Consider the following 21,227-nt stretch of genomic DNA (forward strand, 5'->3'; position numbering starts at 1 on the left):
CAGTCTCTTGCACACCCTCCATGATGCCCGGTCAGAGGTAGTTGCTGAGCTCGATCAGGTTCCCGTCGGGGTCCCGCAGGTAGACGCTCCTGATGGGGCCGAGCGCTCCGGTCCGCTCCACCGGGCCCTCCTCGATCCCGACGCCGTGCCGGGCCAGCTCGTCCATGACCGTCTCGACGGGGTCGGCGGTGATCAGGCACAGGTCGGCGCTGCCGGGCACGGGCCGGGCCGCCTTCGGCTCGAACTCGCGTCCCGCCTCATGCAGATTGATCTTGCTCTGCCCGAACGCCAGCGCCCGCCGCCCATCTCCGAACGTCACCGCCTCCATCCCCAGCACCGCGGTGTAGAAGCGCACCGCGGTCTCGACGTCGGCGACGGTCAGCACCAAGTGGTCCAGGCGGTCGATCCTCATGTGGTCCCTCGCTCCTCGATCGGCTCTCCGTCCCATAGTCTGCGCATCTCGGGACACGTACGCAGCAACTCCCCCAGCGGCCCACGTCCCGCGACGCGGCCCCGGTCGAGGACGACCACCTGGTCGGCGCGTTCGAGCGCGGCCCGGCGGGAGGAGACCACCAGCAGCGTGGCGGGGCCGTGCCGGGCGACGCGCTCCCACAGCAGGTTCTCGGTCCCGACGTCCAGGGCGGACGACACGTCGTCCACGACGAGCAGGTCCGGGGCGCGGACCAGGGCGCGGGCGGCGGTGGCGCGCTGCACCTGGCCGCCGGACAGACGCACGCCCCGGGGGCCGACGACGGTCTCCAGGCCGTCCGGCATGGCGGCCAGATCGTCCTCGAAGGCGGCCAGTTCCAGGGCGCGGGCCAGGTCGGCGTCGCCCGCGGGCAGGCCGAGGAGCAGGTTCTCGCGCAGGGTCTCCGAGGACAGGCGCGGGATCTGGCTCGCGTACGCCGCCCGTCCCGGCACCAGGAACATGCCCGGGTCGGGCACCGGGCGACCGTTCCAGGTGATCGTCCCGGCGTCGAGGGGCAGCAGGCCGAGTACGGCGCGCACGAGCGTGGTCTTGCCCGCGCCGACGGCCCCGGTGACGACGCTGAACGTGCCGCGCCGGAGCGTCAGATCCACGTCGTGTACCCCGCGCCCACCGGGGTGCACGACGCTCAACCCACGCACCTCCAGCACCTCCAGCGTCGTCGGCGCGATCGGCCCCTCCCCGCCCGAGGGCGGCTCCATAGGCGGCGTGGAGAGGCGGGGGGCGCGCCTCAGGGGCGACCTTCCCGCAGGTGGGGGCGAAGTGGGACGGGGGTGCACAGTGCGGCTCGGGGGCGGTCCTTCCGGGCCTGGGGTGGGACGGGGGTGCGGAGTGCGGCTCGGGGGCGGTGCTTCCGGGGGTTGGGTGGGACGGAGGTGGAGGGGGTGGTTGCGGGTCAGGTCGGGGGTGTCCTGGTGGGGGGCGAGCAGGGCGGTCAGGCGTTCGGCGGAGACGTCCGCCCTGGGCAGGCGGTACAGGATGGAGCCGATGGTGCGGGGCAGCGCGGTGAGCCAGCCGACGTAGCTGGTGAACAGCGCGAGGTCGCCCACGGTGAACTCGCCGCGCCGCATCGCCCCGGCGGCCAGCAGCAGCACGACGCCGACGCCCAGCTCGACCGTGGTGCCCGTGGCGGCCTCCAGCAGGTCGGTGGCCAGGCGGCTGCGTACGGCGGCGTCCCGGCGGCGGGCGTTGAGCGTGCGCAGGCGGTCCAGCGCCGCCCGCTCGGCCCCGGCCGTCTTCAGCGTGAGCACGCCGCCGAACAGTTCGCCGACGAAGGCCGTCACGCCCGCGCCCAGTTCCCTGGCCCGCTGGTGCCGCCGTCTGATCACCCGTCCCATGAGCCTGCTCAGCACGCCGATCGCGAGCATCGGCACGACCAGCGTCATGGTGACGACGGGGTCGATCGAGACCATGACCGCCAGCGCCGCCCCGCCGAACAGCACGCCTCCGGCCAGGGGGACGGACTCGTCGGCGAGCTCGACCAGCTCGGCCACGTCGTCGCGCAGCCGGGCCAGCGACTCGCCCGGGGAGCGCGGCAGCCGGGCGGCGACCGGGCCGCGCGCGGTCAGCACCGAGCCCAGGACGTTGGCGCGCAGCAGCGTGGCCGCCGCGTCCCACCAGTAGGAGCCGTAGGACCAGGCGAACACCAGGACGATCCCGCGGACCAGCTCGACGCCCGCGAACGCCGCGCACAGCCACAACGACTGCCGCAACGTCGCCGGGCTGTGCCCGCTGATCTGGTCGAAGAGCTGCCGCAGCACGAGGCCGCCGCCGAGCGGCAGCACGTGGACCGGCAGCCACAGCAGGATCTGCAGCACGTACAGGCGCACGTCGAAGCCGATCAGGCGGCCCGCCACCGCCAGGGCCCGGCGCGCGCTCACCGGCTCGTCCCGGCGGGGTCCGGGAGCCGGCCGAGCCTGAGCCCGGCGCGCGTTCACCGGCTCACCCCCGCGGCGTCCAGGAGCCGGCCGAACCTGCTGCCGGGGTCGGCGGCCAGGTCGGCGCGGCGGCCGTACTCGACGAGCTTGCCGCGTTCCAGCACGGCGATCTTGTCCACGTGCGCCAGCGAGGAGAGCCGGTGCGCGATGAGCACGCCGGTCCGCCCGTCCAGCAGCCGCCGCACGGCGTCCTCGACGTGCCGTTCGGTGGCCGGGTCGAGTCTGCGGGACGCCTCGTCCAGGATCACCAGGCCGGGGTCGGCCAGGAAGGCCCGCGCGAAGGCGAGCAGCTGGGCCTCCCCCGCCGACAGGCCGCCCGGCTCGCCGTCGAGCCCGCCGGGCAGCGCGGCCGGCCGGCCGCCCAGCCCCACCCCGGCCAGCACCTCCAGCAGGTGAGCGTCGTCGTGGCGGGGGTCGGTCAGGGCGCCGAACAGGGTGAGGTTGTCGCGGACGCTGCCGTCGAACAGCCGTACGTCCTGGGTGACCACGCCGACCCGGCGGCGCAGCGACTCCGGGTCGCACTGGCGCAGGTCGAGGCCGCCGATCTCGACGGTGCCGCCGGTCGGGTCGTACAGGCGCAGCAGCAGCTTGGCGAGGGTCGTCTTGCCGCTGCCGGTGCGTCCGACCAGGCCCAGGCGTTCGCCGGGGGCCAGGGTGAGGGTGATGCCCGACAGCGCGGTCTCGCCGTCGTCGGGGTAGGCGAAGCTCACGTCGTCCAGCCGCAGGCCGAGCGCGCCCGAGGCGGGCAGCGGCCGGGGCGCGGCGCGGACGGGCAGCGCGGGCCGCTCGGCCAGCAGGGAGCCGATGCGGGCGAACCCGGCCAGCGCCCCCTGGAACTGCCTGAGCTGGTCGATCAGCCGCTCGAACGGCGTGCGGATCATCAGGGTGTACTGGAAGAGCAGCACGGCGGTGCCGACCGTGAGCGCCCCGGCGTCCAGCAGCCAGGCGGCCAGGGCGAGCATCAGCGCGGTCCCGGCCGCGAACGCCACGTTCGTGGCCGCGAGCAGGCCGCCCGCGATGCGCGAGCCGTGCCACTCGGCGCGGAACCAGGCGCCGGCGACCTGGTGGAAGCGGCCGAGCGCGTGCCCGCCCGCGCCGTTGGCCCGCAGGTCCTCGGCTCCGGCCAGCCGCTCTTCGAGGTGGCCGTAGAGCGCGGCGCTCGCCTCCCGCGACCGGGTCGCCGACGGCACGGCGAGCCGCTGCGCGCCCGTCATGGCGAGCCCGGTCAGCAGGCAGTAGGCCAGCAGCGCCGCGCCCAGCCGCCAGTCGACGGTGAACACGACGGCGAGCACGCCGGCCAGCAGCAGCAGCCCGGCCACGACGTCGAGGACGAAGGCGACGACGAACTCGGCCACGGCCGCCACGTCGCCGTCGACGCGTTCGATCAGCTCGCCGGGCGAGTGGCGGGCGTGGAAGGCCAGGTCGAGGCCGAGCACGTGCCCGGCCAGGTGTTCGCGCAGGCGGTTGGTGCCGTCCCAGGCCAGGCGGCCGGCGAGCCAGGCGGCGGCCATGCGGGCGGCCTGACCGGCGGCGGCCAGGGTGAGGTAGGCGAGCGCGATCACGATCAGGTGGCGCAGCCCGGCACCGCCGGCGGCGTCGTCGACGAAGCGGCGGGTGACGTGCGGCGCGGCCAGCGGCAGCGCGGTGGCCGCGGCGGTGGCGGCGCCCAGCGCGAGCGCGGCGCGCGGGGCGGGCCGCAGGTGGCGCAGGGCCTGCCGGGCGGGTCTAGCTGCCTGCGGACGGGTCCTGGTGAGCGGGGATCTCAAGAAGCGTCATGCCCTCTGAATAGGTGGGTGTCCTGTGCTGGGAGGTCATGAACGCTGTCCTCATCGATCCGCTCCTTCGTCCGGCGATCGGTGCCGCCGCGAAGTACAACAGCCGCCCGCGCCGCGCCGCAACCGGTTTTGGCCGCCTACGGGATCTATACGCCGCCTATACAGCCGCTGCTCACGCTGAGCACCGAACGGCCTTACACCCCCCGCGGAGGTTGGACGGTGTTGAAGAAACCCAGGCGGCTGACTCCCTTACCGCCGCTCGTCGTCCTGTTGCTGACATCCACGGCCCTCGTGCCGCTTCCCGCGCGGGCCGCCCCGCCCGCGCCCGCCAAGGCGCAGGCGGCGGTCGCCTGCCCGGACGAGATGCCCACCGAGATCTCCGCCCGGCTGGCCGCCGCGGTCTGCGGCAAGCGGATCAGGGCGGCCTCGCTGACCACCGAGACCGACGAGTTCTTCGTCAACCCGGCCGGCACGGTCACCCAGGAGCACCGCTACCGCCCGGTCCGGGTCAAGCGGGGCGAGGCGTGGGTGCCCGCCGACCCGACGCTCACGGCGGGCCAGGACGGCACGGTCGCGCCGAAGGCCGCCGCGGTCTCCTACAGCTTCTCCGGCGGCGGCGACGGCCCGCTGGTCACCGCCGCCGAGCGGGGCACCCGCCTCACGCTCGGCACGCCGCTCGGTTCCCTGCCCGAGCCGGTGCTGGACGGCGCCACCGCCACCTACCCCGACGTGCTGCCGGGCGTGGACCTGGTGCTGACCGCGGACGTGGACGGCTTCGCCGAGAAGCTCGTCGTCAAGACCCGGCAGGCCGCGGCGAACCCGGCGCTGAAGGAGCTGACGTTCGCCACGTCGGTGAAGAAGGGCGAGGTCAGGACCGACAAGCACGGCAACGTCTCGATCCTCGACGCCGAGGGCGAGCCGGTGTTCGGCTCGGCGGCGCCGGAGATGTGGGACGCCGCCACCGAGTCGGCCATGACTCGCAACCCGGCCACCCCGGCGCTGGCCGCCCAGCCGGGCCGGCGGGCCAGGATGGGCGTGCGGCTGTCGGGCCGCGAGCTGCGCGTCACCCCCGACGCCGCGCTGCTGGCCGACCCCGCCACGGTCTACCCGGTGACGATCGACCCGAGCTTCACCTCGGCCAAGTCCGGCTGGACGTACGTGGACTCGGCCTATCCCACCAGCGCGTACTGGAACTCGGCGAACGACGCGACGGCCGGCACCAGCAACGGCGGCGGCTACAAGCGGCGCTCGTTCTTCAACATGGGCCTGTCGGGCCTGGCCGGCAAGCACATCACGGCGGCCACGTTCAACATCAAGGAGACGTGGGCCTGGTCCTGCTCGGCGCGGAACGTCGAGCTGCACAGGACCGCGGCCGTCGGCTCGGGCACGACGTGGAACAACCAGCCCGCCTCGAACCTGAACATCGGCGCCAAGAACGTCGCCTACGGCTGGTCGTCGGCCGGTCAGGGCGGCGCGTCGAGCTGCCCGGCGGCCTGGGTCGGCTGGGACGTCACCAGCGCGGTGCAGAGCGTGGTGAGCGCGAACGGCACGTCGGTCACCTTCATGGTCAAGGCCGGCAGCGAGACCGACAACTACTACTGGAAGCGCTTCGCCAACAACCCCAACATCGCGATCACCTACAACTCGCTGCCGGGCACGCCGTCGGCCCTGGCCGTCGCGCCCTGCTCGGTGTGCGCCAGCCCGGCCGTGGTGGGCGCGGCGCAGCCGACGCTGTCGGCCAAGGTGAGCGACGCCGACGGGCAGGCGCAGCGGGCCGACTTCGAGATCTGGACGGCCGACCACGCGACCAAGGTGACCGGCGGCTCGGCCGCGAACGTGGCGAACGGCGCCACCGCCTCCTGGAAGGCCGGCACGGCCCTGGCGAGCACGTCGTACGCCTGGCGGGTGCGCTCGCACGACGGCACCGACTACGGCCCCTGGTCGGCGTGGTTCGCCTTCACGGTGGACGCCGCCCCGCCGCCCGCTCCCGAGGTGTCCTCGAACGACTACCCGGAGGACGCCTGGGCCAAGGGCTCGGGCCAGGCCGGCCAGTTCACCATCACGCCGGCCTCGGCCGACGCGTCCTCGGTGTTGTGGTCGTTCGACGGCGGCGCCCAGCAGTCGGCCGCCAATTCCGGCGCGCCGCACACGGTGAGCTGGACGCCGCCCGCCGACGGCCCGCACACGCTCAAGGCGTGGGTCAAGGACAAGGCGGGCAATCTGTCGGAGGCGACGACGTACGCGTTCAACGCGGGCGGCTCGGCGGTCACCTCGCCCAAGGACGGGCAGTCCACCGCCCGCCGGACGGTCCTGTCGGCCACCGGTAGCGCAGGGCTGAGCGCGGTCACCTTCTCCTACCGGCGCGGCGAGGCCGACTCCTGGCACCAGGTGCCGGCGGCCGACGTGCGCAGGAAGTCCGACGGCTCGGCGGTCGCCTGGCCGGTGGCGATGAGCGCGGGCGCCTCGCCCGAGCTGGTCTGGGACACCACGCACACGCTGGCCGAGGACGGCTCGATCGAGATCAGGGCCGAGTTCGTCACCTCCTCGGGCACGGCCGCCTCCCAGCCGGTGGACCTGGTCGTGGACCGGGACGGCGAGGGCGCCTCCACCCAGCCGATCGGCCCCGGCTCGGTCAACACGCTGACCGGCGACTTCAGGATGGCCGCCACGGACGCCAACGTGTACGGCATCGGCCTGATGCGCTCGTTCTCCTCGCGTGACCCGCGCAAGGGCTCGGCGCTGCCCGGCGTGGCGGCGATCTTCGGCACCGAGTGGACGCCGACCGGGCTCGCCCAGTCGGGTCAGGGCACGTTCGCCCAGCTCCGGGCCACCTCCGCCACCTCGGTCGAGCTGAGCGGCGAGGGCTCGGCGGTGGCCTTCACCAAGAATGCCGACGGCTCGTACGAGCCGCAGCAGGACGCGGCGAGCCTGAAGCTGACCTTCGACGCCGCGGCCGACCGCTACACCCTGTCGGACACGAACTCGGCCGAGCGCACGGTGTTCGCCAAGGTGGACGCCGCCGCGCCGATCTACCTGGTGCGGGCGGTCTACCCGGCCAGCGGCAAGGGCAGCACGGCGTTCGTGTGGCAGTCGGTGACCGGCTCGGACGGCAAGGCGCTGGCCCGGCCGGTCAAGATCATCGCGCCGTCGTACACGCAGGCCGACTGCGACGTGGACACCCTCGCGAGCCTGCCGCAGGGCTGCCGCCTGATCAAGCTGGACTACGCCACGACCACGACCGCGGGCGCGCAGCTCGGCGACGTGGCCGGGCAGGTCAAGGCGATCAGCCTGTGGGAGGGCGGCGCGAGCGCGCCGCTGGGCCTGTCGGAGTACCGCTACGACGACCTGGGCCGCCTGCGCGAGCAGTGGAACCCGGCCACCCCCGACATCAGGACGCGCTACGACTACGACCTCGGCGGCCGGGTGAACCGCTACACCCCGCCCGGCGAGCTGCCGTGGACGTTCGGCTACGGCAGGGCGGGCAACGCCGACACCGCCGCGGACGGCATGCTGCTCGCGGTCTCCCGCCCGACGCTGCGGCCCGGCACGCCGAACGAGACGAACGGCACCGCGGTCACGTCGGTGGTCTACGACGTGCCGATCAGCGGGACGGGGGCGCCCTACGGGATGAGCGAGACGGCCACGGCCGCCTGGGGGCAGAGCGACTCCCCGGTGGACGCGACCGCGATCTTCCCGGCCGACCAGGTGCCGGCCAACCACACCGGGCGCGGCGGCCTGGCCGCCTCCGACTACGGCCGGGCCACGATCACCTACCTGAACGCCTCAGGGCAGACGGTCAACCGGGTGGAGCCCGGCGGCGCGGTCTCCACCAGCCAGTACGACGCGCAGGGCAACACGGTGTTGTCGCTGTCGGCCGGCAACAGGGCGCTCGCCCTGGCCCAGACGCCGGACGCGGGCGCCGAGCTGACCCGGCTCGGGCTGCTCAACGCCTCGCCCGCCGACCGGGCGCGGCTGCTGGCCGAGGAGTCCGCCTACAGCTCCGACGGGCAGCGGATGGTCTCCGAGCTGGGCCCGCTGCACCTGGTCACGCTGAACGGCACGCAGGTCGCGGCCAGGAAGCACACGGTCAACACCTTCGACGAGGGCCGGCCGGCCGACGCCAAGGTGTCGAACCTGGCCACGACGGTGGCGGTGGGCGCGTACGTGCCCGGCGCGACCTCGGACGCCGACGTGCGCACGAGCCGGACGTACTACGACTGGAACACCGGCAAGAGCGTCAGGACGGTGGAGGACCCCGGCGGCCTGGCGATCACCAAGACGACCACGTACGACTCCGAGGGCCGGGTGGTCGCCACCACGATGCCGAAGTCGTCGGGCGACGACGCGGGCACCACGACCAGCGAGTACTACACCGCCGACGGCGCCGGCGCGTGCGGCGGCAAGGCCGAGTGGGCCGGGCAGCTGTGCCGGACGAGGTCCAAGACGGGCGTCGGCGACAGCGGCACCCGTCCGGCCGAGCTGGTCACCAAGGTGTACGCCTACGAGCCCGGCGGCCGCGTGTCGTCGGTGACCGAGACGGCCAACGGGGTGACCAGGACCACGACGACCACGTACAACCCGGCGGGCGACATCGTGAAGACCGTCGTGTCCGGCGGGGCCGGGACGGCGGTGCCCGAGGTGAGCACCACCTACGACGCGGCCGGGCGCGGGGTCAGGACCACGGCCTCCAACGGCACCTCGATCACCCGTGAGTACGACGCGCTGGGCCGCCAGACGTCCTACACCGACGCCGACGGCGGCGTGACCAGGGTCGAGTACGACGCCCTCGACCGCATCACCAGGAAGACCGACGGCGCGCCCTCGACGGTCACCTACGCCTACGACGACGTGCGGGGCGCGCTGTCCACCATGACCGACTCGGTGGCCGGGACGTTCACCGCCACGTACACCGTCGACGGCTCGATCAGCCACGAGAGCCTGCCGGGCGGCCTGTCCTACGACCTCGCCCGGGACCCGTCCGGCGCGCCGGTCTCGCGGGTCTACCGGACGGCGGCGGGGACGCGGCTGCTGGACGACTCGGTGACCTGGTCGATCCACGGCCAGCAGGTGAGCCACAACGGGCTGTCCGCCCAGAAGATCGGCTACGACAAGCTGGGCCGGATCGCCTCGGTGGACGACACCGTGAGCGGCCTGTGCTCGCGCCGGGCCTACGGCTACGACGCCAACTCCAACAGGACGGGACTGACCACGAGCGCCTGCGACGGCTCGGGGGCGGTCACCGAGAACCACGCCTACGACGGCGGCGACCGGCTGGCCGACGCCGGCTACGAGTACGACGCCTACGGCCGCACCACGGCCACGCCGGCCGGGCTGAAGGCGGAGTACTACACCACCGACCTGGTCCGGCAGATGACGTCGGGGGCGGTGCGGCAGTCGTACACGCTGGATCCGGAGCTGCGCCGCAACACCACCACGCTGGAGCAGCTGTCCGGCGGCACGTGGAGCGCGGCCGGCAAGCGGGTCGAGCACTTCGACGCCGACGACGACACGCCCGCCTGGGTCGTGGAGGGCGGCGCGGTCACCAGGAACGTGCACTCCATCTCCGGCGGCCTGGCCGCGGTCACCTCGGCGACCGGCGACGTGCGGCTGCAGCTGACGAACCTGCACGACGACATCAACGTGGTCTACGCCGACGGCGTGCCGCTGGCGCTGGACTTCGACGAGTTCGGCAACCCGCGCGCCGGTCAGCCCGCGATGCGCTACGGCTGGCACGGCGCGGCCGAGCGGGCCGCCGACACCCCCGACGGCACGATCCTCATGGGCGTGCGGCTCTACCAGCCCAAACTGGGACGGTTCCTACAGACCGACCCGGTGGAGGGCGGCAGCGCCAACGCCTACGACTACGCCAACCAGTCGCCGACCTCCAACGCCGACCTGGACGGCAAGAAGTGGTACTGGTGCACCAACTTCTGGCACTTCGCCTTCAACCACTGCGGCGTCAGCTACGCCTACTACCACGGCAGCTGGCGTTACGTGCACTGGAAGAAGACGCCGGCCGGCTGGTGGGTGCGCGGCGTGTACTACGACTACTGCACCAAGTCACCCGACAAGCCGCTCGGCTACGACTTCCGCCAGGCGTGCATGATGCACGACTACGGGTACGCCCTGCGCAATATGGGGTATATCCACAGCAAGTACCAGGTGGACTACATCTTCTATTACGTCCTGTACTGGGGCGTCTGCTCCCACTACTTCTTCAAGGGGACATGTCGCAGCATCGCGTACGCGTACTTCCTTTCGGTGGTCGCCTTCGGCCACCCGTGACCTAGGATGAGCCACCGGCGGGAGCTACCACGAAAGGCTCCCGCCGGTGCCTTTTTCTCCCGGTCGGCGCAGGGTTGACGGGAGTCGGACGTTGATGCACATTGAAGCAGCTTTGATCTTCCTTGTGCACCAACGTCCTTGCGGGGAGCGCGATGGAGTTCGCCGTACTTGGGCCGCTTCACGTCTCGGATGACCAAGGGCCGCTGCCGCTCGGCGTCGGCAAGCAGCGCACCCTGCTGGCCGAGCTCCTGTGCCGGGCCGGCCGCCCGGTCTCCCCCGCCACGCTCGTCGAGGCCCTGTGGGAGCAGCGCCCGCCGCGCACCGCCGCCGACAACCTGCGCCTGTACGTGCACCAGCTCCGCCGGACGCTCGGCCAGGACCGCATCACCCGCACCGACGCCGGTTTCGTCCTGGCCGTGCACCCCGGCGAGCTGGACGCCGAACGCTTCGAGACCCTGGCCGGCCGCGGCGGCGACGCGCTGTCCGGCGGCGACCACGAACAGGCCGCCACGCTGCTGCGGCAGGCGCTGGCGTTGTGGCGCGGGCCCGCCTACGCGGGGCTGAACCTCACCGCCGGGCTGCGCGACCACGCCCGCCGCCTGGAGGAGGAGCGCCTGGCGGCCCTGGAGCACCGGATCGAGGCCGACCTGGCCCGCGGCCTGCACGCCGTGCTCATCGCGGAGCTGACCGAGCTGGTCGCCGAGCACCCGCTGCGCGAACGCCCGCGCCGCCAGCTCATGCTCGCCCTGGCCCGGTCGGGACGGCAGGCCGAGGCGCTGGCCAGCTACCGCGAGGCCCGCCGGGTGTTCGCCGCCGAGCTGGGCCTCGACCCCGGCGCCGAGCTCAACCGCCTGCACCAGGCCATCCTCACCGGCACCCTCGACCCGGCCCCCGGCGGCGCCGCCGGGCCCGCGGCGCGCTCCCCCGCCCAGCTCCCGACCGACATCTCCGACTTCACCGGACGCGGCGAGCAGCTCGCCCAGCTCACCGCCCTGCTCGGCGACGAACCGCCGCAGGGCCCCGGCCAGGTGCGGGTGTGCGTGATCGCGGGCATGGGCGGCGTCGGCAAGACCACGCTGGCCGTGCACGCCGCGCACCGCATCGCCCGCCACTACCCCGACGGCCAGCTGCACACGAACCTGCACGGCGCCGAGGCCAGCCCCGCCGACCCCGGACAGGTGCTGGCCGCCTTCCTCACCGCGCTCGGCGTGCCGCGCTCCACGCTGCCCGAGAGCGTGGACGAGCGGGCCGCGCTGTTCCGCAGCAGCCTGGCCGAGCGGCGCATGCTGATCGTGCTCGACAACGCCGCCTCCGAGCAGCAGGTGCGCCCGCTGCTGCCGGGCACGTCCGGCTGCGCCGTCATCATCACCAGCAGGGCCAGGCTGAGCGGCCTGTCCGGCGCGGCCCTGATCGAGCTGTCGGTGCTGCACCTGCGGCAGGGCGTGCGCCTGCTGGCCAGGATCGCCGGCGCCGGACGGGTGGAGGCCGAGCCGGAGGCGGCGGCGGAGATCGTCCGGCTCTCCGACGGGATCCCGCTGGCCGTGCGGGTGGCCGGGGCCCGGCTGGTGGCCCGGCCGCACTGGCCGCTGACCCGGCTGGCCGGGCAGCTCAAGGACGAGCGGCGGCGGCTCGACCAGTTCGCGACCGGCGACCTGGCGGTCCGGGCGAGCCTGGCGCTCAGCTACGTGGGGCTGGAACCGGCCGCGCGGCGGGCCTTCCGGCTGCTCGGCACGCTGGAGGCGCCCGACTTCGCCGGATGGGTGGCGGGCGCGCTGCTGGACCTGCCCGTGCCGGTGGGCGAGGAGCTGGTGGAGTCGCTGGTGGACACCCAGCTCGTGCTGATCAGCGGCGTCGATCCGGCCGGGCAGCCGCGCTACCGCTTCCACGACCTGGTCCGCCTGTACGCCCGCGAACGCGCCGAGCTGGAGGACCGGCCCGAGGCGGTCGCGGCGGCGCTCGGCCGGGCCTTCGGCGGCTGGCTGGCGCTGGCCGAGCAGGCGACCGAACGCGTCCAGGGCAGCTCCTCGGCCATCATCCACGGCTCGGCCCCGCGCTGGAGCTCGCCCGACGGCACGCCGCTGGAGATCCGGCAGGACCCGATGGCCTGGTTCGACACCGAGCGCACCGCGCTGGTCGCGGCGATCCGCCAGGCGTGCGCGCTCGGCCTGGCCGAGGTCGCCTGGGACACCGCCTGCTGCGCCGAGCGCTACTTCGACGTCAGCGGCCTGTTCGACGACTGGCGGGCGCTGCACGAGCGGGTGCTGGCCGCCTGCCTGGCCGCCGGCGACCGGCTGGGCGAGGCAGTGATCCGGCGCGGCCTCATGCACGCCACCACCTGGACCGAGACCGGCGGCGCCATGGCCGCCCAGTACGACGGCGCCGAACGCCTGATCGCCATGTTCACCGAACTGGACGAGCGGCGCGGCCTGTCCGACGCGTACGTGCTGCGCGCCTGGGGCGAGGCCGCCAGGGGCGACATGGCGCAGGGCCTGCGCTCGGGCCGCATCGCGCTGGAGCTGGCCGAACGCAGCGGCCACCAGGGCGGCGAGGCCAGGGCGCACGTGTGCATGGCCGTCGCCTACGGCACCAGGGACATCAGGATGGCCATCGTCCACCTGCTGCGCGGCCTCGACCTGGCCACCAAGCTCGGCAACCCCCGCTTCGAGGCCACGACCCTGCAGTTCCTCGGCCTGGCCCACGCCCACGCCAAGGAGTTCGAGGCCGGGCTGGAGTACATGGTGCGGGCGCTGGCCATCTACCGGCAGATCCGCGACCCGCTGCTGGAGACGATGGGCCTGGTCGCCCTGGCCAAGCTGTACGCCGGCCACCACGACCCGCGGGCCAGGGCGGTCGCCGAGGCGGCCGAGCTGCTGAGCCGCTCCCACCGGCTGGCCCACCACCGGGCCGACGCGCTGTGGGTGCTGGGCGGGGTGGACCTGGCCGAGGGCCGGGTGAAGGAGGCCGTCGCGCACCTGGAGGAGTCGGTGAACCTGTGGCGCGCGCGGGGCTGGCAGGAGTTCCTGGCGGGGGCGCTGGACAGCCTGGCCGAGGCGTACACGGCGGCGGGCGACCCGGCGGCCGCGGCCGCGGCCCGGCTGGAGGCTCGCTCGCTTGCCGGTTCTCCTCAGACGGGTTGAGTATCCGAGCGCTCGTGTCCCCGTCCCCGCCTCGGGCATGCTGGCCGTCAGGACCAGTGTGAGGAGAGAGATGCCGCGTTCCGCCCTGCTGTGGGCCGTGATCCTGATCGCCGGAGGCGTCGCCGCCGTGGCCGTGTGCGTGCTCACCGCGCCCGCGGTCGCGCCCGGCGCGCCGAAGGACGTCCTGGACTCCCCGGCGCTTGTGCCGGCCTTCGCCGCGCTGGCGGTCCTGGCCGGGCTGGCCGCGTGGGCCGTCCCGCATCCGTTGTGGGGGGCCGTCGCCGCCGCGCCGTTCTTCGTGCACTTCGCCGCCGGGGTGGTGAGCGAGCTGCGCGGGGGCGGGCAGGGGTTGTGGCCGGTCGGGCTGATGTTCCTGATCGGCCTGACGTTGCTGCCCCTGGCCGCCTCGCTCGTCACGTCGCTGATCGCCAGATCCCGCTGAGCCCCACGGCGACCGTACTGCGTACGGTACGATCGCCTACCCGCTCCCCATTTGATGTGACAAGAAGGGATTCCGTGGCCATCAGCGCCAAGTCCGACGCCGTACGCACCCGATCCGCCGATCACACCGCCGCCGACAGCCACGACGTCATCCAGGTCCGCGGCGCCCGCGAGAACAACCTCACCGGCGTCGACCTCGACCTGCCCAAGCGCCGCCTCACCGTGTTCACCGGCGTGTCCGGCTCGGGGAAGTCCTCGCTCGTCTTCGACACGATCGCCGCGGAGTCCCGGCGGCTGATCGACGAGACGTACACCACGTTCGTCCAGAACTTCATGCCGAGCCTGGCCCGTCCCGACGTGGACTCGCTGCGGAACCTCAGCGCGGCGATCATCGTGGACCAGGAGCGGATGGGCGCCAACGCCCGCTCGACCGTGGGCACCGCCACCGACACCTACACGATGCTCCGGATCCTGTTCAGCCGGCTGGGCTCCCCGCAGGTGGGGCCGCCGTTCGCGTTCAGCTTCAACCGCGCCGAGGGCATGTGCCCCGAGTGCGAGGGGCTAGGCAAGGTCGCCGGCGTCGACGTCGACGAGCTGGTGGACCGGGACAAGTCGCTGAACGAGGGCGCCATCAAGGTCCCCGGGTACGCGGTGGACACCTGGTACTGGCAGATCATGGTCGGCTCGGGCCTGTACGACCCCGACACCAAGCTGCGCGACTTCACCCCCGAGCAGTGGGCGGACCTGCTCGACAAGCCCGCCACGAAGATCAAGTACGGCACCAGCAACTTCACCTACGAAGGGCTGGTCACCAAGGTCAAGCGCCAGTACCTGGCCAAGGACCGCGAGTCGATGCAGCCGCAGGCGCGCGCCTTCGCCGACCGGGCGCTCAAGCTGACCGGCTGCACCGCCTGCGGCGGCTCGCGCCTGAACGAGGCCGCCCGGTCCTCCCGCATCGACGGCCACAACATCGCCGACTGCTCGGCCATGCAGATCAACGACCTGGCCGAGTTCGTCAAGGGCATCGGCGACCCGAGCGTCGGCCCGGTGCTCCAGGGGCTGCGCGACACGCTGGACTCGCTGGTCGAGATCGGCCTCGGCTACCTCAGCCTCGACCGCGAGTCCGGCACGCTGTCGGGCGGCGAGGCCCAGCGGGTGAAGATGGTGCGGCACCTCACCTCCAGCCTGACCGACGTCACCTACGTCTTCGACGAGCCGACGGCCGGGCTGCATCCGCACGACATCCAGCGGATGAACAACCTGCTGCTGCAGCTGCGCGACAAGGGCAACACCGTGCTCGTGGTCGAGCACAAGCCCGAGGTGATCGAGATCGCCGACCACATCGTGGACCTCGGTCCCGGCGCGGGCACCGGCGGCGGCCGCATCTGCTACGCCGGCGACCTCGACGGGCTGCCCGGCTCGGGCACCCTGACCGGCCGCTACCTCGGCCACCGGGCCGCGCTGCGCGCCTCCGTCCGCCCGGCGAAGGGGCAGCTGGAGGTGCGCGGCGCCACGCTGCACAACCTGCGCGGCGTCGACGTGGACATCCCGCTCGGGGTGCTCACCGTCGTCACGGGCGTGGCCGGCTCGGGCAAGAGCTCCCTCATCCACGGGTACGTGTCCGGCCGCGAGGGCGTGGTGGTCGCCGACCAGTCGCCGATCCGCGGGTCGCGGCGCAGCAACCCGGCCACGTACACGGGCGTGCTCGACCCCATCCGCACGGCGTTCGCCAAGGCCAACGGGGTCAAGCCGGCCCTGTTCAGCGCGAACTCCGAGGGCGCCTGCCCGGCCTGCAAGGGCATCGGCCTGATCTACACCGAGCTGGCGATGATGGCCGACGTGGCCTCGGTGTGCGAGGCGTGCGAGGGGCGCCGGTTCACGCCGGAGGTGCTGACGTACCGGCTGCGCGGCAAGAACATCAGCGAGGTGCTGGAGATGCCGGTGGCCGAGGCCCGCGCGTTCTTCCCGAGCGGCCAGGCCAGGACGATCCTCGACCGCCTCGACGCGGTCGGCCTGGGCTACCTCGGGCTCGGCCAGCCGCTCACCACGCTGTCGGGCGGCGAGCGCCAGCGGCTCAAGCTGGCCATCCACATGGCCAGGAACGGCACCACGTACGTGCTGGACGAGCCCACCACCGGCCTGCACCTGGCCGACGTGGACCAGCTCCTGGCCCTGCTCGACCGGCTGGTGGACGACGGCAACACGGTCATCGTCATCGAGCACCACCAGGCGGTGATGGCCCACGCCGACTGGATCATCGACCTGGGCCCCGGGGCGGGCCACGACGGCGGCCAGGTGGTGTTCACCGGCACCCCGGCCGAGCTGGTGGCGAAGGGCGACTCGCTCACCGCCGTGCACCTGCGCGACTACGTGGGACAGGCGTGACACGACGCCCCCTGGGCCACCGGGCTCAGGGGGCCCGCCCGCCAGGCCGGACGACGCCCCGCGGGCCTCAGACGGCCAGCCGCGCGAGGATGCGGGCGAACTCCGGCGGCGGGGCCACCACGAGCCTCGTCTGCCCCTGCTGCAACACGATGTCGGCCTTGATCAGCGTCAGCCGTCCCTGGTGCCACCAGTAGACCTGGGCGCTCAGCCCGCCGGTGCGGGCCGCGTGCACCCGCAGGCGTTCGATGGCGCGCACCACCCCGATGCCGTCCACCGGGCGCACCAGCACCGTGTACGGGTCCGGCAGCACCACCAGCACCCCGTCGGCGGGCACCGTGAGGTGGTCGCCGAGCCAGCGCAGGTGCGTGGCGGCCGACGGGTGGGCGCCGGTCAGCCGGGTCACCGGCGTGCCGCCCAGCTCGATGCGCTCGACCTGCAGCCGCTCGGCCCGCCGGACGTTCGCCACGGCCAGGTCGAGCGCCTGAGCCGTCGGGACGGGCCAGCAGCCGGCCTCCTCGGGCCGCACCAGCCGGGAGCCGACGGTCAGCAGCTCCACCAGGTCGGCGTTGAGGTGCCGTCCCACCACCCGGGTCAGGTCGGGGACCTCGTCCACCGCCTCGACCCGGGTGCGCAGCAGGGGCGCGGCCTGGTCGAGGTCGCAGGCGTCGTAACGCTCGTCGGCGGTGGCCAGGGCGTGCGCGAGGTGCTCGGAGACCAGCACCGGCCAGTCCTCCCTGGCCCGGCGCCCGGCCTCGCGGCGCAGCCCGGTCAGCCTCACCACCAGCTCCGCGACGCCGTCGCCGCGCAGGGTCAGCGACGCGCCGTCGCGGGCGAACTCGCACACGAACCCCAGGGACTCCGCGACGAGGCCGAGCAGGGAGTCGAGGTCGACGTCCTCGATCGGCCGGCGGGAGGGCTCCCGGTCACGCCTGAAGAAGCTCACACACCGTCCCCTCTGTCGGATTCGTCCCTTTAGGTGTCTTCCTACCTTGCCTGCTCGCCGTCGCGGAACGGACCAGCCAGGGAGCACGATTCGGTATCGATAACCCCAAGCTCCCCCAGCCACACGCTCATCTGTGGTGACCCGTGCCCCACTGGAAGCCCCGCCACCACGGGCACCCCGAGCGGCGCGAGCCGGTCGGCCAGCACCGGGTACGGATCGCCGCAGTCCACCCACGACCCGAGCGCGATCCCCCGCACGCCGTCGAACGCCCCGGCCTGCAGCAGCTGCGTCAGCATCCGGTCGATCCGGTACGGCTCCTCCCCGATGTCCTCCAGCAGCACCAGCTTGCCGTCGAAGGAGGGCTGGTACCGGGTGCCGCACATCGAGGCCAGCAGCGACAGGTTGCCCCCGGTGAGCACGCCCTCGGCCCGCCCGGGCACCAGCACCCGGTCGCCCCGCACGGTCGCGCTCTCCCCGGCCAGCGCCGCCCACAGGCTCTCCCACGAACGCGGCTCGGGGCCCTGCTCGGCGGCGATCGTGTCGCAGGCCGTCATCGGCCCGTGCAGCGTGGGCACGCCCAGCTCGATCGCGAAGGCGTTGTGCAGGGCCGTGATGTCGCTCGACCCGACCAGCACCTTGGGCCCGGCCGCGCGCATGGCGTCCCAGTCGAGCAGGCCGAGCAGCCGGGCCGCGCCGTAGCCGCCCCGGCCGCAGAACACCACCGACACGGCCGGGTCGCACCAGGCGGCCTGGAGGTCGGCGGCGCGGGCGGCGTCCTGGCCGGCCAGGTAGTCGAGATCCTGGCGGTCGAGCGCGTGCGCCCCCGCCACCACCTTCAGCCCGAGGGCCTCCAACCGCTCGACGCCGCGCTGGAACAGCACGGGTGAGGGCGGCCCCGACGGCATGACGATCGCGACGGTGTCACCTTGCTGCATCGGTCAACTCCTGCACGCCTGGGAGCGCCGGGGCCCGGGTAAGCACCGAAACGCTGATTGGCTCGTTCACCTGCCAAACGGTGTCACACTTGTGGTCCAGTATGCGACTTCCGCCCCACATCCTCGTGGTCAACGGCATCAAGGTCCGCAGGCCCGTCTTCCTGCTCGGCGCCCCGCACTCCGGCGCGGACCTGCTGGCCCGCGCCCTCAAACGCTCCCCCGGCTTCCATGTCACGACGGGCCGCGCGAGCGTGGCGCACGTCGTGTACGCCTTCGCCCGCAAACCGTCCATCGGCCGCACGTCGGGCGCGGTCCGCGTGCTGCGCGACGCGCTGGCCGAGTCCTGGCAGGTCTCCCCGCGCTCGTGCGGGCAGTGCGCCGAGCCGTGCCGGGAGGCGGGCGGCGTGACCGGCAGCGGGCCGTGCGTGGAGCCCGGCGAGGTGACGCGGTTCGGCGACGGCAGCCCCGACCTGCTCTACAGCGCGCCCGTGCTGCTGCAGGCGTTCCCCGACGCCCGGTTCGTCCAGCTCATCAGGGACGGCAGGGACGCCGTCGCCGGCATGCTCGCCGACCCGGCCTGCCTGGCCTGGTTCAAGCCCGCGATGCTCTCCGACAGCACCGAGTTCCCCAACGCCTTCCTCGGCGTCAACAAGGACGAGCACCTCGACCGGTGGAAGGGCATGCCCGCGGCGGGCAAGGCGGCGCTGCGCTGGCGCAGCGCCGTGCGGCTGAGCGCCGAGCTGCGCCGGGAGCTGCCCGAGCGGCAGCTGCTCACCATCCGCTACGAGGACCTGGCGCTCAAGCCCGCCGACACGCTCGCCGCGCTCACCGAGTTCCTGGAGACGCGGGTGTCCAAGATCGCGCTGTACGGCTCGCGCGTCCCCGAGGTCGGCGCCTGGCGGGCCCGGCTGCGGCCGGCCGACCTGGAGCTGGTGGAGAAGGTCGCCCGGCAGGAGCTCACCCGGCTGGGCTATCTCCCGAGCTGAACTGGGTGCGGTAGAGCTCGGCGTAGTGGCCGCCGCGCGCCAGCAGCTCCTCGTGCCGGCCCCGCTCGGCCACGCGCCCGTCCTGCACGACCAGGATCTCGTCGGCCTCCCTGATCGTGGACAGCCGGTGGGCGATGACCAGCGACGTACGGCCGTGCAGGGCCGTCTTGAGCGCGAGCTGCACGGCCGCCTCGGACTCGGAGTCGAGATGCGCGGTCGCCTCGTCGAGCACGACCACGCGCGGCGCCTTCAGCAGCAGCCTGGCCAGCGCCAGCCGCTGCTTCTCGCCGCCGGACAGCCGGTAGCCGCGGTCGCCGACGACGGTGTCGAGCCCGTCGGGCAGCCCCTCGACCAGGTCGCCGATCTGCGCGGCCCGCAGCGCGTCGCGGATCTCCTCCTCGCTCGCGCCGGGCCTGGCGTAGCGGAGGTTGGCCCCGATCGTGTCGTGGAACAGGTGGGCGTCCTGCATGACGACGCCGACGGTGTCGCGCAGCGAGTCGAGCGTGGCCTCGCGCACGTCGAGCCCGTTGATCCGGACGGCCCCCTCGTTGACGTCGTAGAGCCGGGAGACCAGGGAGGTGATGGTGGTCTTGCCCGCGCCGGAGTGGCCGACCAGCGCGATCATCTCGCCGGGCCGGGCGGTGAAGGAGACGCCCTTCAGCACCTCCTGCGACGGGCCGCCGGAGTCCTGGCGGGCCACCGACTCCAGGGAGGCCAGCGAGACCTCCTCGGCCGCCGGGTAGCGGAAGCGCACGTCGTCGAACTCGATGGTGACCGGTCCCTCGGGCACCGGACGCGCGCCGGGCCGCTCGGCGACCATCGGCTTGAGGTCGAGGATCTCGAAGACGCGGTCGAAGCTGACCAGCGCCGTCATCACGTCGACGTGCACGTTGGACAGGGACGTCAGCGGGCCGTACAGGCGCATCAGCAGGGCGGTCAGGGCCACCAGCGTGCCCAGCTCGAAGGCGCCGCCGACGGCGAGCACGCCGCCGATGCCGTAGACCAGCGCGGTGGCCAAGGCCGCGACCAGGCCGAGCGCGACCCGGAAGACCGTGCCGTACATGCCGACGGTCACGCCGACGTCGCGGACGCGCCCGGCCCGGGCGGCGTAGGTGGCCGCGTCGTCCTCGGGCCGGCCGTAGAGCTTGGCGACCATCGCGCCGGCGACGTTGAAGCGCTCGGTGGTGACCGAGCTCATCTCGGCGTCGAGCTGCATCTGCTCGCGGGTCAGCGCGGACATGCGGCGGCCGACGTACTTGGCGGGCACGATGAAGATCGGCAGCAGCACCAGCGCGACCAGCGTGACCTGCCACGACAGCGCCAGCATCGCGCCCAGCACCAGGGCCAGGCTGACCACGTTGGACACCACGGACGACAGCGTGCTGGTCAGCGCCCGCTGGGCGCCGATCACGTCGCTGTTGAGCCGGCTGACCAGCGCGCCGGTCTGCGCCCGCATGAAGAAGGCCACCGGCATGCGCTGCACGTGGTCGAAGACCTCGGTGCGCAGGTCGTAGATGAGCCCCTCGCCGATGCGCGCGGAGAACCAGCGCTGCGCCAGCGTCAGCGCGGCGTCGAGGACGGCGAGCGCGGCGATGGCCACGGCCAGGCCGATCACCACGTCGGTGCGGCCGGTCAGGATGCCGTCGTCGATGATCGCCTTCATCAGCAGCGGGTTGGCCACCACGATCACCGCCCCGGCCACCACGAGCAGCAGGAATGCCGCGATCTTCCTGAGGTGCGGGCGCGCGTGCCTGCCGATGCGCCGGACCGTGCCCGGCGCGATGCGCTGCTTGGTCACCGAGCCGTCGCGGCGCAGTGACATCCAGACCTGAGGGCCGAAGCCCCCTCCCATCATCGCCATACGGGGGATCCCTCCTCCTCCCCCGGATTCAGCGTCGCGAGGACCTCCGGCGATT

At 73.4% G+C, this 21,227-nt stretch carries 11 protein-coding genes; 5 read left to right on the forward strand and 6 right to left on the reverse strand.

The genetic code is table 11. From position 1 onward, the window contains the following. Positions 1 to 31: 31 nt before the first annotated feature. Genes ACWEJ6_RS32505 through ACWEJ6_RS32515 form a run of 3 tightly spaced genes read right to left on the reverse strand, consistent with a single transcriptional unit; the run spans position 32 to position 4,190 of the window. Complete coding sequence (locus ACWEJ6_RS32505; protein ID WP_452428758.1) at positions 32 to 412, reverse strand: VOC family protein; 381 nt, start codon at positions 410 to 412, stop codon at positions 32 to 34. Then, the gene (locus ACWEJ6_RS32510; RefSeq protein WP_452428760.1) at positions 409 to 2,367 is read right to left on the reverse strand and encodes an ABC transporter ATP-binding protein; all 1,959 of its coding nucleotides are present in this window, start codon (positions 2,365 to 2,367) and stop codon (positions 409 to 411) included. Before ACWEJ6_RS32510 ends, ACWEJ6_RS32505 begins: the two co-directional genes overlap by 4 nt. A 53-nt stretch (positions 2,368 to 2,420) precedes the next feature. Then, positions 2,421 to 4,190 carry an ABC transporter ATP-binding protein gene (locus ACWEJ6_RS32515; protein ID WP_452428762.1) on the reverse strand — a complete coding sequence of 590 codons (1,770 nt, stop codon included), beginning with the start codon at positions 4,188 to 4,190 and terminating at the stop codon, positions 2,421 to 2,423. Between the two features lie 228 nt (positions 4,191 to 4,418). On the opposite strand from ACWEJ6_RS32515, the gene ACWEJ6_RS32520 reads away from it, so the two are divergent. From ACWEJ6_RS32520 to ACWEJ6_RS32535, 4 genes are all read left to right on the forward strand, one after another. After that, positions 4,419 to 10,484 (forward strand): phospholipase A2, encoded by a 6,066-nt coding sequence (locus tag ACWEJ6_RS32520; protein WP_452428764.1) that lies wholly within the window; start codon positions 4,419 to 4,421, stop codon positions 10,482 to 10,484. Between the two features lie 152 nt (positions 10,485 to 10,636). Further along, entirely contained in the window at positions 10,637 to 13,621 is a 2,985-nt protein-coding gene (locus tag ACWEJ6_RS32525) for a BTAD domain-containing putative transcriptional regulator (RefSeq protein WP_452428766.1), read from the forward strand. A gap of 70 nt (positions 13,622 to 13,691) precedes the next feature. Then, complete coding sequence (locus tag ACWEJ6_RS32530; RefSeq protein WP_387680043.1) at positions 13,692 to 14,063, forward strand: hypothetical protein; 372 nt, start codon at positions 13,692 to 13,694, stop codon at positions 14,061 to 14,063. Between the two features lie 74 nt (positions 14,064 to 14,137). Next, on the forward strand, positions 14,138 to 16,447 hold the full coding sequence (locus ACWEJ6_RS32535) for an ATP-binding cassette domain-containing protein (protein ID WP_452428768.1): 2,310 nt from the start codon (positions 14,138 to 14,140) through the stop codon (positions 16,445 to 16,447). Between the two features lie 67 nt (positions 16,448 to 16,514). On the opposite strand, the gene ACWEJ6_RS32540 is transcribed toward ACWEJ6_RS32535, so the two are convergent. Together ACWEJ6_RS32540 and ACWEJ6_RS32545 are read right to left on the reverse strand one after the other, a co-directional pair. After that, positions 16,515 to 17,390 carry a hypothetical protein gene (locus ACWEJ6_RS32540; RefSeq protein WP_397158883.1) on the reverse strand — a complete coding sequence of 292 codons (876 nt, stop codon included), beginning with the start codon at positions 17,388 to 17,390 and terminating at the stop codon, positions 16,515 to 16,517. 41 nt (positions 17,391 to 17,431) lie between these two features. Further along, the gene (locus ACWEJ6_RS32545) at positions 17,432 to 18,325 is read right to left on the reverse strand and encodes a S66 peptidase family protein (protein WP_358300076.1); all 894 of its coding nucleotides are present in this window, start codon (positions 18,323 to 18,325) and stop codon (positions 17,432 to 17,434) included. A gap of 101 nt (positions 18,326 to 18,426) precedes the next feature. On the opposite strand from ACWEJ6_RS32545, the gene ACWEJ6_RS32550 reads away from it, so the two are divergent. Next, positions 18,427 to 19,311: a sulfotransferase family protein gene (locus ACWEJ6_RS32550; RefSeq protein WP_358300079.1), complete on the forward strand. Its 885-nt coding sequence runs from the start codon at positions 18,427 to 18,429 to the stop codon at positions 19,309 to 19,311. Here ACWEJ6_RS32550 and ACWEJ6_RS32555 read toward each other — a convergent pair. After that, the gene (locus tag ACWEJ6_RS32555; RefSeq protein ID WP_452428771.1) at positions 19,283 to 21,172 is read right to left on the reverse strand and encodes an ABC transporter ATP-binding protein; all 1,890 of its coding nucleotides are present in this window, start codon (positions 21,170 to 21,172) and stop codon (positions 19,283 to 19,285) included. The genes ACWEJ6_RS32550 and ACWEJ6_RS32555 overlap by 29 nt on opposite strands. Positions 21,173 to 21,227 lie beyond the last annotated feature (55 nt).

It is taken from the genome of Nonomuraea sp. NPDC004702 (genome assembly GCF_053601695.1).